Raw genomic sequence first — 15,433 nt, forward strand, 5'->3', positions numbered from 1 at the left:
CCTAGCTAGGCATTGGATAGACCAGTAAAACCTAGGCATTCGCCTGATTAAAGCAGCAGTCACTTGTAGAACTGTAATCCATGTTTTAGCCAAAGAGTAAGATAGTTTGTTTGTCGGCTTATGATGATTTTTGCGATATGCTGATAACATCTCATCTATCACTTAGGTTGTAGCCATATGATGTTACCCAATGAATTCTATACCGCGAAACAGGTGAAAGAGGGTGAAATACTGGCGGCAAAGCAAGCGGGTATAAGCTTGTATAGCTTGATGCAACGAGCTGGCTCAGCTGTTTTGGACATCCTTAGACAATATTACCCAATGCCAAAGCATGTTTTAGTCTGTTGTGGTGGCGGTAATAATGGCGGTGATGGTTACGTGTTAGCTAGGCTATTGCTGAAAGCCGGAATTAAGCTAACTGTGTGGTCAACTCATCAATCGAGCCAATTAACAGGTGATGCTCATCAAGCTTATTGTGACTTTGTGGCAGCAGGTGGCAAGGTTAATGCTCAAACAACTCATGTTGCTGACGATGTAGATGTGATCGTTGATGCACTGCTGGGTACCGGTCTTAGTGGTGTGGTTAAGGAGCCAACCGCGGCCTTGATTAGTCTTATTAATATTAGTGCTGCTCAAGTGATCGCCGTCGATATTCCCTCTGGTTTGTGTGCTGATACCGGAGCGGTATTAGGCGAGTGCGTTGCGGCCAACCATACCGTGACTTTTATTGGTATCAAACAAGGGTTAGTTACTGCTAGAGCCAGAGATTACCTTGGCAAATTACATTTTCATGGGCTGGGTGTGGAGGATGAGTTCACATACCTGCAACACGCAAAAGTGTTGGCGATTGACGAATCATTATTAACCCGCGCAGTGATTACCCGTAAGCACACCGCGAATAAAGGTCACCATGGCAAGGCCATATTAGTGGGTGGTGATATGGGGATGGGCGGCGCAATTATTCTCAGTTCATCTGCTTGCGCCCGCAGTGGTGCCGGATTAACGGCTGTATTAACTCATCAAGCAAACTATTCTGCGCTGTTATCTCATTGTGCTGAAGTGATGTGTAATGACTGGTGTAAGAGTGAAGTCATTGCATCACGTATCACTTGGGCAACTGCGATTGCATTGGGCCCAGGCTTAGGCGTTAGTCCCCAAGCCAAATCACTCTTTGAACTGATTTGCCAGATCAATAAGCCTAAAGTATTTGATGCCGATGGGCTAAATCTGCTGGCATTATCTCCCAACTATGACGCTAAGCGTATTATTACCCCTCACCCAGGTGAGGCCGCGAGGTTATTGGCTTGCACTGTGGCCGACATTGAAGGTGACCGTTATGCAGCAGTGCGAGAATTGCAGCATCGATTTGGCGGTGTCACGGTTTTGAAAGGTGCTGGCACGCTGGTGTGTGACGGCAACCAAGTGTATGTCTGTTTAGCTGGAAACTCGGGGATGGCCTCTGGTGGCATGGGGGATGTATTAACCGGCGTGCTTGTCAGTTTGCTTGCTCAGGGTTACGCGCTTTTAGATGCGGCATTAATAGGAGTGCAACTGCATAGTCAAGCCGCTGATGAGGCGGTAAAGATATCGGGTAAAATCGGCTTGCTTGCTAGTGATTTAGTGCCGTTTATTCGTCAGAGTCTGAATAAGTTAACAAGTGGGTAGCTAAAATAATAAAAGAGTAAAGTCACTGAATACTTTACTCTTTTGATGCGCCAATATTATTGCTGTAATTGCGCTTTGGCTGCTTCGACTTTAGAAAAATCTAATCCTAATTCCACCACGGCTTCTTTGATAAGCGCAGGGTTTTGCATGACTAACGCCATTAATTGCTGTAACTTTTCAGCGGGAATACCTAATTGGCCAACAATACTCATTGCCATTAATGGATTTTGAGTCAACGCTTGAAATAGCTCGTTAATTTTTGCATCGCTGACATCGTGTTCTTTTAGGATGGCAATAATTGGATTCATGACATTAGCCTATATTAATGGTTGAAGTTAAGTAGAGGCTAATTCTATCACAAGTCCAACACGACACTAGGGGAATTGCTCTTTGGTGGTCAAATCTTGTACGAGTTAATTCGATAAGTACTTCTTTTTGTTGGTCAATCAGGTCTTGTTGGTTTTTTATCGGTAATATCAAAAAACATACTTATCATATTCAAAGGTTTACTATCGTAGGCACACTTTATTAGGCTAACTACTTAAGGGGTGAATGTTCAAAAGGCAGGTATTCAGCAGAATATCACGCATATTTACCGGATCTTGTTCCTTGAAACTGTTCAAACACAGTAGTGACATTGTTTTGAGTCGTTGTATATTCATAAAATTTAACCAGACTTTGTCGGTATATAATTTGTTTTAGCAAATTTTGCCGTCAATAAGCGCTATGAGTTTATCTTGATCATAAAATAAACCAGCGTGGGCTAACCAGGCATAATAAAAGATACTAATAGCTTCATTATCTGCAACTTAGTCCAAAAATGCGTATAGCCTTTCTATCTCACTTTGTTTGCCTATCGACATAATAAGGCTAATTTTTGTTAAATGAGCATTTGTTTTGTCGGACAACCGAATACATCAATTAAAGCCATTTAGGCCTACTTTTAGCGTAATAAATCATAGTTTATTAAGTGATTTTTGCTGGTTTATCAATTATTTCAGTCTGTAGCGACTTATTTAATTCATTGATAATAAAAGAATACTGCTGTAACTTTATCCTATGAAATATAGATATTGCTAGGTTGTAGATATGCATTTTAACCGTAAAATTAAAGCCGAAAGACCTTTTCAATATAAACCATCAACTGGGCCCATTTTAAGGCAATTTGAAAGTGACCGCGGCCGTATTATTAACTCTGCAGCCATTAGACGATTACAACAAAAAACTCAGGTGTTTCCACTTGAGCGCAATGCAGCAGTGCGCAGTCGGTTAACGCATTCTATGGAAGTGCAGCAAGTTGGCCGTTACATTAGCCAACTTATTTGTGATGGTCTGTCTCGTTTCGATTCAGAAGAACAACACTTCGGTTTAAAGACATTAGCGCGAGAGTTAGAGACGATCGTTGAAATGTCCTGTTTAATGCACGATGTGGGCAACCCTCCTTTTGGCCATTTTGGCGAGGCGGCGATGATTGATTGGTTGCAAAATCATATTGCAGCTGTGTACACACAGGTGCATGGCAAAACACTTCCTGAAGAAATTGCCAGAGATTTGATTCATTTTGAAGGTAATGCTCAGGGCATCCGCTTGATACATACCTTACTCAAGCTTAATCTTACCTATTCGCAAGCTTCAGGGATCATGAAATATACCCGTTGTGGTATCGAACCAAAACCCAATAAAGCGGACAATGATCCCCATAGTTATTTGAAGAAAAAAGTCGGTTATTATCTCAGTGAAAGTGGGTTTATTGCCGAGTTACAAAAAACGCTTGAGATAGCGCCCCATTGCCGTTCACCTTTTTCTTACATTATGGAAGCGGCCGATGATATTTCATACGGCATTGCTGATTTAGAAGATGCGGTCGAAAAAGGGGTATTAACGGTATCGCAGATGAAGCAGGCCTTAGTGGCAAAATTTAGTGACATAACCACTCATTTAACTGATGACGAACGTGACGTAATGAGGTTAATGCTAGATAAAGCCAGTAAAAGTGCCAAGGGTAGTGACAGCATGTTTTTTGTGTTTTTACGTGTTGGGGTGAATAGTCGTTTACCGCAACATGCCCAAAAACGCTTTATGGATAATATTGCAGCCGTGTTTAATGGCAGCTTTAATCATGCTTTGATTGAAGACAATAGCGTTAATCATATGATTGTGGAGACCTTTAAACGGGTTGCATTAGAGCAAGCGTTTTGTCACCCAGAGGTTGAAGCACGTGAGCTGCAAGGTTACCGAGTGATCAGCGGTTTACTCGAGTGCTATAAACCACTGCTTGCATTAAGTCGTCAGCAATTTAATGTATTGGTGTATGGGAAGCAAACTGACTCAGACAAACAGATTACTATTCCTATTTACCCTAAACGCTTATTTAAAAAGCTCTCTTCCAAGCATATCGCCGCCTATGAATCAGCTATGACCGACGGTATTTTAGCAGCACAAATTACCGATGAAGATTGCCGTGAGTTTTATTATCGTACTCGGCTGATTATTGATTATATCAGCGGCATGACAGATCAGTTTGCCTATGATGAGTATCGTGCTTTTCATGTCATTGATGAGTTTTGATCTTTGGTTAGCTGCACGGCAAAGCTTTTGTCTTGCATCAATGGCCAACCATTCGCGGTTAAAACTATCTTGAAGGTCAACAGACCTTGATGATTGAGTTTTTAGTAGAGGATAAGCGTGCTTGCCACATCAACCCATCATACGGTTTTTTGTTTGTATCAATGGGCTACATAACGCGAAAAATAAGCGTAACAGGTCAGTCGACTCAGGTTTCCTGACGAAGTCGTGCAAGACACTCATCTACCTTTAATGGCTTGCTTAGTAAGAAGCCTTGCACTTGATCGCAGCCACCATTCTTTAAGAATTGTAGTTGCTCATTGGTTTCAACACCTTCTGCAACCACATTTAATTCTAAGCTGTGAGCCAGGGTAATAATGGCGCTGGTTATGGCTGCATCATCGGGATCTTCAGTGATATCGCGTACGAATTCGCGATCAATCTTTAAGGTATCAATCGGGAAGCGTTTTAAATAACTTAAGCTTGAATAACCAGTGCCAAAGTCATCGATTGAAATCGTTAAGCCGATGGCTTTAAGCTGGGTTAAAATGTCGACGGAATCCTCAGGGTTACCCATGATCATTGATTCAGTTAATTCTAACTCTAACGCATTTGCGGGTAAGCCTGATACCGCTAATGCAACCTCAATGGTGGAAATAATGTTGGCTTTTAATTGTCTGGCAGACAGATTTACAGCGACTGATATATGGTTAAACCCTTCTTGATGCCAAATAGCGAGTTGTCCGCAAGCCTGGTTAATGGCCCATTGACCGATTTCATTAATCATACCGGTTTCTTCTGCCAGCGGAATAAACTCAGCCGGAGAAATAAAGCCTAGCTCTTTACTGTTCCAGCGCAATAAGGCTTCTAACCCAATAATCTTCTCTGTTTTAACATCAAATTTGGGTTGGTACACCAACGATAATTCATTCAACTCAATGGCTTGTTTTAAGCCAGCTTCTAATAACACATGACGAGTGGCATACTGGTTTAATTCAGAGGTATAAAACTGGAAGTTGTTTCGCCCCAATGCCTTAGCATGATACATGGCGGTATCGGCATATTTAATCAACGAGGTCGCATCGATGGCATCGTTGGGATACAGGCTGATACCGATAGAAGGCGAGATAGTTAGCGTTTTATCATCCAGTAAGAAAGGCGTTTCAAACGCTTGCAGCACTTTATCGGCAATAATCGTGGCCGATTCTGACTTTTTAACCCCTTCTAATATCAGGGTGAACTCATCCCCGCCCAATCTTGCGACTGTGTCGCCTTCGCGGACGGCATTAAGTAAGCGGCTAGATACCGCTTTAAGAAGAAGATCGCCAACATGGTGACCCATAGAATCATTAATATGTTTAAAGCGGTCAAGATCGAGGAACAATAGTGCCACAATATGCTGTGCTCTATGCGCTTTGGTGATGGCATGATTGAGTCGGTCTTGAAATAATGTTCGGTTAGGCAGTCCCGTTAATGGGTCAAAATTAGCCAGCACTCGTAAATCTTCTTCGGCTTTTTTACGCGCAGTGATATCGGTGAATACCGCCACAAAATGACTGGTTTCACCTTTGTTATCGATAACTTGGTTGATTTCAAGCCAGGCTAGAATGCCTTTACGATCGCGAGTTCGAATTTGAGTTTCACCCGACCAGTGCTTATGACGCAATAATTGAGCTTCAATGTCTAAGTAGAACTCTCTGGTTTGCTTACCCATGGTTAAAAATAAGAAATGTTTGCCTGCAACGTCGCGAGGTTTAAAGCCTGTGATCCTGCTAAATGCAGGGTTAACAGAGCGCACACTGTAATCTAACTCACCTACCACAACGGCCTCGTTCATACTGAACAGTACCTGTGATGAAAGTTTTAATTCATTTTCTGTTTCTTTACGGCTAGTAATATCCTTATGCGTGCCGGCCATACGTATAGGGTTATTTTTAATATCACGCTCAACCACTTGGCCTCTATCTAATAGCCAGGTGGATTTACCGTTATCCATTTCAACACGGTATTCAGCTTCAAAAAACTCACTATGTCCGTCAAGGTGTTCTTGTAATAATTTCGACACTCGATCACGATCTTCGGTATGAATATTATCAATCAGAAGTTTATCCGACTTTCCAAAACTCATCTGCGGCACCATATTAGTGCGATAGACTTTATTTTCGATAATATTCCAGTCCCACATACCGTCGCCTGAGGCCCATAATGCAAGTTTAAGGCGCTCTTCTGATGCACGAATGCTTTGTTCAAATTCCCTTTGTTTTTCATGCTTTTGGTGTCTTGCATACATAAAATATGACAACAAGCTAAAGCTTAATATCCCGTAAAGCATGTAAGCTAAATGGCTCATATAAAATGGCGGAATAACCAAAACTGGCACTGTGAGGGTATACTCGTCGTAGGAGTTTAACCCCAGTGAATGACGAACGATAAGTTCATAATTACCTGGCGGTAAATTGGTATAGGTTATTTTACTGCCGGTGGGTAATTTATGCCAAACAGAGTCAAATCCTCTTAAAAAATAGCTGTATTTACTAAGGTTTTGATAGCTAAAGTTGAGCGCACCAACCTCAAAACTGATTAGCTGTTTTTCATAGGGCATTTCAATTTTAGGGGTGTGGCTGAGATCTAAAACCGGGTAGCTACGATCACCAAGAGTATATTGAGTTAGTGCTAATTTGATTGATGGTCTTTGCAGCGGGATCTCACTTGGAACAAAGTAATTTATGCCGTTTACGCCACCAAACCACATATCACCATTGGGGTCTTTAAAGCGAGCTGCGCCATTAAACTCAAGTGCTTGTAAGCCTTCATTAGTGTTAAATGAGGTAAAGCTTTTGGTTTTAGGGTTATAGCGGGAAATTCCAACATTGGTGCTGAGCCATAAATTTTGGTCATTGTCTTCCAGCAGACTATAAACGGTATTAAAAGCCGGATCATTGTTTACATCTAAACGCTCAAATTTGAAAATGCCGTAATCAGTGGTTAATTTGTCAATTCCGCCATGTGTGGCTACCCACAAGTCACCGCTCTGGGTGCGAAGAAAATCCCTTACGCGGTTATCACTTAAGCTATAAGGGTTATTGGGTTCATTGTTGACAAACACTAATTCTTTTTCTTCGGGGTTGAGGCGAGCTAAGCCACCAATAGTCCCAATCCATAAATAACCCTCACTAAAATGTAAGGTCAGAATTTGATGCTTATAAGGAGAATATTCTTTTTGAAACCCAAAGTTATACGGCAACATTTGTTGATTATCTTGAGAGATAAAATATAAACCTAGGGTACTGGCTAACCAAATTCTGTCTTTATCATCCATGGCAAGACTGCGGAAGTTTAAGTCATTATGCAGTGCAGGGTTATGCGGCTTAATTGACACTAACGTATCTTGCGGGTCTAAAACGAACACGCCTTGGGTAGTTGCAAACCAAAGATTGTTTTGGCTGTCTTCCATAATATCATTTACATGAATATTAACTTCTGATTCAGGCACTTGCATTAACTGTGCAAATTGCCTATTGAGGTAAACATATTCATTTTTATCATTTAAATATTTAGCCCCATCACCATCAGTACCTATCCACAAGCGTTGTTTGTGGTCGCGATATATCGAACGGATCATATTACCCATTCGGGTGTTGGAGGCTGTACTGTCATACAAATGAGCAAAGTATTGATGGCTTAAGTTGATTTTATCAATACCGGAAAAACTGGTTCCTAACCATAGTGTGCCATTTGGATCTAGCATCATAGTTTGTAGATCATTTTCAGTTAAGCTATCGCGATTATTGGCTTTATTCTTATGGTAATGGCTCTGCCATTGCTTACCATCAAAATTAAGTTGGATTAGCCCCGAGCCATTGCCAATGGCCCAAATTTCGTTGGCATTAACTACGGAAAAATCTTTGATGATTTTTTGTTTTCCGGATGTGCTTGGTCGTTGCCATATCAGTTCTTTTTGATGAGTATCGAGGTTATAACGCCAAATTTTGTCATCAATAGCTAACCATACAGCAAAAATGGAGCTGGCTTGTATACGATTGACTTGTGCATCACCTGGAATGTCTAAGCGATTTATTGTATTAGTATCAATCGCATACGTACCTACTTTATCCGTGCCAACAATCACATATTTATCATCGACATTCGCTAAGCTGGTAATTTGGGGTTCTAGACTATTACCTAAGCCGACACGATTAATTTTGAAGGTTTTGAGCGACATCATAAACAGACCTGAGCGAGTGCCGATCCATAAGGTTTCGCCGATCACGGCAAGATGAGAGACTTGATTATCAGTTAAGCCGTGGTCATTACTGTAGCGTGTAAACTTACCCGTTTTTAGGTCAAGTCGGTTTAAGCCACTATTTAGGGTGCCTATCCAAAGTGCACCATCGGAGGATTGAATAATATCGGTGATGAAGTTATCTGAAATGCTTTCAGGGTCGCCAGTTCGTTTGAGGTACATTTGGAAGTCGACACCGTTATAGCTGTGTAAGCCATCCTGGGTGCCAATCCATAACATACCTGCGCTGTCCATAAACAGATCTGTGATGCTATTTTGGTTTAGGCCTTGTTCACTATTAAAATGTTCAAATTTGATCTCAGAAATACTGCCATATTTACCTTTGTATTGTGCAGTACTTGGTGTTGCATACAATAATGTTGCAAAGAATAAGCCTGTACAGACAAATGTAAATAAGCGTGAAATCAAATGACACCTTTTTATTATTGTATTTTTATCATTATTAGGAGGAGTGCTAAAAAACAATACTACCCTGTAAGGGTCAGAATTCAATCATTAATCATACATCATTGCTTTATATTTTAGCTATTCCCCCTGACACGTCATTATAGTCAACTCTAATGAATATGTAATATGAGGTTATTGTTGTTTATTTTGCAGATGATTATTGCCGTATTGCTGCATAATCGCTTCGATTTGATCGTCTTTTTTAAGCCATAAGTCGTTCAACCAACGTTGGAATTCCGCTCGGTACTCCGCTTGAGAAAAATAGGCATCAGAATCCACTTCAGGAACAGGCATCACTTCCACTTTCATGACCACTTTTTTCACTCTGCCATTCATTACACCATATAGAATATCTTCATCGGGCTTTGAGTCTGGATAGACTAAAGTGACGTTCAATAGATTGGTGAATTGTTCACCCATTGCCGATAACGTGAAGGCTATGCCACCGGCTTTGGCGCGCAATAAATGCTTGTATGGAGACTGTTGACGTTGATGTTTTTCTGAAGTAAATCGACTACCTTCAACATAGTTAATGATCGAGGTGGGTAAATGTTTGAAACGAGCACAAGCTTTGCGCGTTGTGGCTAAATCTTTGCCTTTGAGTTTAGGGTTTTTACGCAATTTAGCTGCGCTGGTACGGTGCATGAACGGCATATCTAAGGCCCAGCAGCCTAATCCCATAATTGGCACATACATTAACTCTTGCTTCAGAAAAAACTTCAGCATGGGAATATGGTTACGCAGTAAATAGGTCTGTGCTGCAATATCAAAACCACTTAAATGGTTGCTGATAAGTAAATACCAACCATTTTTGTCAAGTTGATCAAGTCCTTCTACATCCCATTCAATATTAGAGATAATGGCAAGAATACCGCCATTACACAGTGCCCAACACCACATAAAACGATTCATTAGGTGCGATAGCCCCAAGCGAATTGCTTTAATCGGTAGCAATAATTTAATAATGCCACCAATACTAATTAACGAGCCCCAAAGTGCGGTGTTGATAATCAGCAATGTCAGGCTAATTAAGTATAAAACTGGGCCGGGTAAAAACGATAACATTGAAGCTTATACCTCTTTTTCAGGCTTGCAGCTCTTAGTGCTGAGGCTTTCCTTGGCACTATGACTGGAATAATATTGTTGTAACTGTTTATCTTTATTGAGCCAAAATTGATTTAATTGCTCTTGAAAATCAATTTTAAACTGACGATCATTAATATAATCACCGCGCATAGTTGGCGGAATATCAGTTATTTTTATATCTACTTTAATGTGGGTTGTTTGTCCACAGAGATACTCCCAGAACGAAGGCACTTTTTCAGGGTAGTAAATGGTGACGTTGACCAACTTATTAATGTGTTCACCCATGGCTGATAATGCGAAGGCCATGCCGCCTGCTTTAGGTTTTAATAAATGTTGAAAAGACGAGCTTTGCTTGTCATGTTTACTTTGGCTGAAGCGTGTTCCTTCAACAAAATTCATCACACTTACTGGCTTAGTTTTGAATTTTTCACATGCTTTACGCGTGATCTCAATATCTTTACCTTTCAGTTTCGGGTTCTTCTTTAACTGTGCATTGCTAAAACGGCGCATAAACGGAAAATCAAGCGCCCACCAGACTAATCCGAGTACGGGTACATATAATAATTCTTGTTTTAGAAAAAATTTCAAAAAGGGGATTTTGCCATTTAATATACGCTGCAATACCAAAATATCGACCCATGATTGATGATTGGCAATCACCATATACCATTGTTTACGGTCAAAATTGGTGTCACCTGTAATTTCAAATGTTACTGGATGGAGGATTTTTTCGGTAAGCGTGTTGCCATAAATCCAGGCCGAGGCGCAGTTGTCCGTAATATAACTGCAGATTTTGTCTATTATTTTCAGTGGGATAAGTTTTATTATCCCAAAAAACAAAATGGGAATAGCCCAAAATAGCGTATTCAATAGGTAGCATAAAAAAGCTAACGAGCCTTTCAATTGTGAAAACAACGACATTTATCCCTCCTGCAAATGGAGGCCTATGTTACTCGTTGTACAGGTTTAGCTCAATCAGTAGCGATTTTATTTTGCTATTGCCTGCTTAAACTGGCCAATAATCGATCCATTGCGCGGTAACCCAATGCTTGGGCGATATGGCTTCTTTCGGTGTGTTGGCTTCCCTGTAAGTCGGCGATAGTTCTGGCAACCCGTTGAATACGATGAAAGCTGCGGACAGATAACCCTAACTTAACTACGCTTTGCTCTAAAAAGGCTAAATCTTGTGGGCTGATCCCGCTATGTTGGTTGAGTAATTTAGGGCTCAGTTCACTATTCAGGATCCCGCATCTGCCCAGTTGTGTCTGTCTGGCCTGTTTTACTCGCTCAGCAATACTGGCACTGGTTTCAGAATGTGTTTGGGGTTGAGTCAGTGAACCTGCTGGTAATTTGGGAACATCAATGGTTAAGTCGAATCTGTCTAAAAATGGGCCGGATAATCGTGATAAATAGCGTTGAATTTGATCAGGTGTGGCTCGGGCGTGTTCAGTATCACCACAAGGGCTAGGGTTCATCGCCGCAATTAATTGAAACCGGCTTGAAAATGTCAATTTGGCGGCTGCGCGCGATATAATCACTTCACCACTTTCCATGGGTTCCCGTAAACAATCTAATACTTTGCGTGGAAACTCTGCGATTTCATCAAGAAATAAAATACCACGATGGGCGAGCGATATTTCACCAGGTTTGGGGTGAGCGCCACCACCGACTAATGATATTGATGAACAAGTATGATGCGGTGCACGAAAGGGGCGATTCAGAAAATTGGCAGGTTTTATTGGCAAGGCTGCTACTGAATGAATGGCGGCAACCTCAATAGCTTCTTCATAGGTGAGCTTGGGCATTAGCGGGATGATGCGATTGGCTAACATGGATTTCCCCGTTCCGGGAGGACCTAACATCAACATGTTATGACCGCCTGCCGCAGCAATTTCTAGTGCGTGTTTAGCTTGGTGTTGTCCAATCACTTCGCTCATGCACAGGTAACTCTCATCTGTTGGGGCATCATCAATCCATTGTGGCAAATTATCGAGCTTTGGTAGCTGTGACTGCCCATGCATAAAGGCGGCTAAATGTTGTAAGTGGGCGACAAAGTAACACTGTTCATATCCCACTAGTTCAGCTTCATAACGATTATCCAGTGGCATAAACAAATGATGGTATTGATTTTTCGCTGCAATAATTGCTGGTAAAATACCGCTACAGGGTCTCACCTGCCCTGAAAGAGCCAGTTCGCCAATAAACTCATATTGCGCCAGATGTTTAGCGGGAATTTGCCCAGATGCGGCTAAAATACCGATTGCGATGGGCAAGTCATAACGGCCACCTTGCTTAGGTAAGTCAGCGGGAGCCAAATTAACGGTTATTCTTCGTTGAGGCACTTCAAAACCGGCATTAATCAACGCACTGCGCACGCGCTCTTTTGCTTCTTTAACCGAGGTTTCTGGCAAACCGACTAAATTAAATGCAGGTAAACCATTACTTAAATGCACCTCAACAGTGACGATAGGGGCATCAACGCCACAACTGGCGCGAGTATTGACACAGGCAATTGCCATAAACAAATCCTTTGCGGTGATTAATCCTATTTCCATGGATTAATTGTGATAACTCAACAGAACATCAATATTCATTAAGTGTAGACTATTTTGTTGATAATTCTTTTAGTAACATACGCCGATCTTGGCAGCCCCTTTATTTGGATTTAAATGCACTGAGTTTATGAATTAAGTGATACGAGTTATTCATTTTTTCGGTTAGCGCTATTTTCTGTTGGCTGCCATGGAATAACATTGAAAGTCATGTCATGCATTCGATCTAATGTATTGGCAGTTTCGCCAAATAAGTGCCTTTCCTGTGTCTGGTTTAAGAAACATCAGTAGAGTAATGATAGATTCAGTTCGTTGGTAGGCTAAGTAACTGAATAAATGGTGGATAACAAGCCTAAGCCCGCAAAGACAACCTAACGACTTTGTTGGCAATATTTTCAGTGCGTCAACAGTGCAGAAACGGCTAAATGACTCAGTGAATAATTTGAATGGGTATAACACCGCCTGTAAGTAGATAGGCAGAGGTAGTAATGGGTTTTGTAGACAATTTTTTGATAATGATGGCGCTGATTGCTATTAGCTGTTTCTTTTCTATGTCAGAAATAGCCCTAGCCGCAGCCCGTAAAATTCGCTTGCAAGCTCTGGCCGACGAGGGCGATTTTAGAGCAATAAAAGTGCTTAAACTGCAAGCACACCCAGGCAGTTTTTTTACCGTAGTACAAATTGGCTTAAACGCTGTGGCCATTATGGGCGGTATTGTCGGAGAGGGCGCTTTTAGGCCTTATTTTGAAACCTTGCTATCACCTTGGGTTGATCCCAATTGGGTCAGTCAAAGCAGTTTTGTGTTGTCATTTATTTGTGTGACGTCTTTTTTTATCTTATTTGCCGATTTAATGCCAAAACGTATTGCGATGGTGATGCCTGAGAAAGTGGCCGTTAATTTTGTGTCTGCGATGATGCTGTGTATCAAATTATTAAAGCCTTTTGTATGGTTATTTAATGGGTTAGCTAATAGCTTATTTAAACTATTACGCATTTCAATGATCCGTAACGATCAAATTACCCATGATGATATTTATGCCATTATGAACGCGGGTACAGAGGCCGGAGTGTTAGATAAAGGCGAGCAGCAAATGATGGAGAATGTGTTTGAAATGCAATCCGTTCCTGTCACCTCTGCCATGACGGCTCGAGAAAGTCTGATTTATTTTTTACAGCAAGATTCAGAAGAAGTAATAAAGCGCAAAATTGCTGAAGAACCCCATAATAAGTTTTTAGTGTGTAATGGGCAGTTGGACTCTATTTTGGGCTATGTCGACGCTAAAGAGATTTTGTTAAGGGTGATTAATGGCCAAAGCATCAATTTGAAAGATTCTACATTGGTGCATAACTGTTTGATTATTCCAGATACGCTGACCTTGTCTGAAGCCATGGAGTATTTTAAAAATAGCCGTGCAGATTTCGCGGTAGTGATGAACGAATATGCTTTAGTTGTGGGGATCGTCACCACCAATGATTTACAAAGTGCGGTGATGGGCGCTTGGTCATTACATGAAAGTGAAGAGCAAATCGTGAGCCGAGATGATAGCTCGTGGTTAGTCGACGGTGTTACACCGATCACTGATGTGATGCGAGCGTTTAATATTGAGGCGTTTCCCCAAAGCCAGAATTATGAAACCATCGCGGGTTTTATGATGTATATGCTAAGGAAGATCCCTAAGCGTACCGACTTCGTTAATTTTGCGGGATATAAGTTTGAAGTGGTCGACATTGATTCGTACAAAGTCGACCAATTATTGGTTACTAAAATAGATTCGCTTTAAATGACCTGTAAAAACGCATTGATGATGGGATCGTCAGTGCGTTTATCTTTGCAACAACAGCCTAGTTCAAATCCAGGTATCTCTACCGGTGAAGCGACCATTTGAATGCGTCCTCGCACGGGACTATTTTGAATCACAACATCAGGGCTAATACCTACCCCGCAACCTAAGGCTACCATGGAGGCGATAGCCTCCTGTCCTGCGACTTGCGCATAAATATTAGGTTTTAAACCCATCTGCTTAAACCAATTATCAATACGACGTCGCCCAGGACCATGATCAGGTACAATAAACGGCAATTTATCCCATTCTATTTCAGCTTGCGACACCATCTGCTGGACTTGGCATGGCATGGTTGGCGCGATGATAGATAGCGGCACTGAGTCAATTTTACTGAAATGAATACTTGGCGCTAAACTTTCGGGCATAGCTAAAATGGCAACGTCAGCTTTATTTTGCTGAATTTCATTAATCGCATTGGCAGGATCACCTGTGGTTAAATTGATTTCTACATGGGGATGCTCACGCCTAAAGCGTTCTAGTAATGGAGGTAAATGGCTATAGGCAGCGGTAACAGAACAGAAAATATTCAATCGACCGCGTAAGACATTTTGTTGTGGGTCGATGCGTTGTTTCAGCTGTGCCCACTCAGATAAGGTTTGTTCGGCAAAACGTTTAAACTCAATACCGGCATGGGTTAAGCTGACGCTGCGATTGTCTCGCTCAAGCAATTTACAGCCCACTTCCTCTTCTAATCTTTGCATGGCTCGGCTAAGTGTTGATGGGCTGACGTGGGTTTGCTCGGCCGTTTTGGCAAAGTGCAAACTGTCGCATAAATGCAAGTAAAGCTTAAGTGATCGAATATCCATAATGCCCCATGACACACTGTTGCTGATGTTTTATATCGCAAACTATATCATTTCATTTATTGCAATTACAAATGCTAAATATATCATTTTAAGCAATCATATGCTTGCGCTATAGTGAACTCAATCACAACTTCCGATAAGTTTACTTGCCAGAATGTTGCGTCT

Annotated in this window: 9 protein-coding genes; 3 read left to right on the top strand and 6 right to left on the bottom strand. The window is 41.4% G+C overall.

All coding sequences use genetic code 11. The features are described from left to right. Window positions 1-177: 177 nt before the first annotated feature. A complete protein-coding gene (locus tag ORI98_RS14345) occupies window positions 178-1,665 on the top strand; it encodes an NAD(P)H-hydrate dehydratase (protein WP_306135673.1) in 1,488 nt (495 codons plus the stop codon). Between the two features lie 56 nt (window positions 1,666-1,721). Here the strand turns inward: ORI98_RS14345 and ORI98_RS14350 are convergent, their stop codons facing one another. Further along, window positions 1,722-1,973 (bottom strand): DUF2999 domain-containing protein, encoded by a 252-nt coding sequence (locus tag ORI98_RS14350; RefSeq protein ID WP_261298972.1) that lies wholly within the window; start codon window positions 1,971-1,973, stop codon window positions 1,722-1,724. Between the two features lie 781 nt (window positions 1,974-2,754). On the opposite strand from ORI98_RS14350, the gene dgt reads away from it, so the two are divergent. Then, window positions 2,755-4,233 (top strand): dGTPase, encoded by a 1,479-nt coding sequence (gene dgt / locus ORI98_RS14355; protein WP_306135674.1) that lies wholly within the window; start codon window positions 2,755-2,757, stop codon window positions 4,231-4,233. Window positions 4,234-4,438: 205 nt separating this feature from the next. Here dgt and ORI98_RS14360 read toward each other — a convergent pair whose 3' ends face one another. From ORI98_RS14360 to ORI98_RS14375, 4 genes are all read right to left on the bottom strand, one after another. Then, a complete protein-coding gene (locus tag ORI98_RS14360) occupies window positions 4,439-8,941 on the bottom strand; it encodes an EAL domain-containing protein (RefSeq protein ID WP_306135675.1) in 4,503 nt (1,500 codons plus the stop codon). Window positions 8,942-9,112: 171 nt separating this feature from the next. Next, a complete protein-coding gene (locus tag ORI98_RS14365; RefSeq protein ID WP_306135676.1) occupies window positions 9,113-10,045 on the bottom strand; it encodes an acyltransferase in 933 nt (310 codons plus the stop codon). Between the two features lie 6 nt (window positions 10,046-10,051). Next, window positions 10,052-10,987 (bottom strand): acyltransferase, encoded by a 936-nt coding sequence (locus ORI98_RS14370; RefSeq protein WP_306135677.1) that lies wholly within the window; start codon window positions 10,985-10,987, stop codon window positions 10,052-10,054. Window positions 10,988-11,061: 74 nt separating this feature from the next. After that, on the bottom strand, window positions 11,062-12,585 hold the full coding sequence (locus tag ORI98_RS14375; protein WP_306135678.1) for a YifB family Mg chelatase-like AAA ATPase: 1,524 nt from the start codon (window positions 12,583-12,585) through the stop codon (window positions 11,062-11,064). Between the two features lie 521 nt (window positions 12,586-13,106). Between ORI98_RS14375 and ORI98_RS14380 the strand changes: the two genes are divergently transcribed. After that, window positions 13,107-14,399, top strand: coding sequence for a hemolysin family protein (locus tag ORI98_RS14380; protein ID WP_306135679.1), 1,293 nt, complete (start codon window positions 13,107-13,109; stop codon window positions 14,397-14,399). Here ORI98_RS14380 and ilvY read toward each other — a convergent pair. Further along, window positions 14,396-15,268 (bottom strand): HTH-type transcriptional activator IlvY, encoded by an 873-nt coding sequence (ilvY, locus tag ORI98_RS14385; protein WP_261298966.1) that lies wholly within the window; start codon window positions 15,266-15,268, stop codon window positions 14,396-14,398. The genes ORI98_RS14380 and ilvY overlap by 4 nt on opposite strands. Between the last annotated feature and the right edge of the window lie 165 nt (window positions 15,269-15,433).

Origin of the sequence: Shewanella sp. ULN5, from assembly GCF_030731885.1 — a bacterium.
In the GTDB taxonomy this organism is placed as follows: domain Bacteria; phylum Pseudomonadota; class Gammaproteobacteria; order Enterobacterales; family Shewanellaceae; genus Shewanella; species Shewanella holmiensis.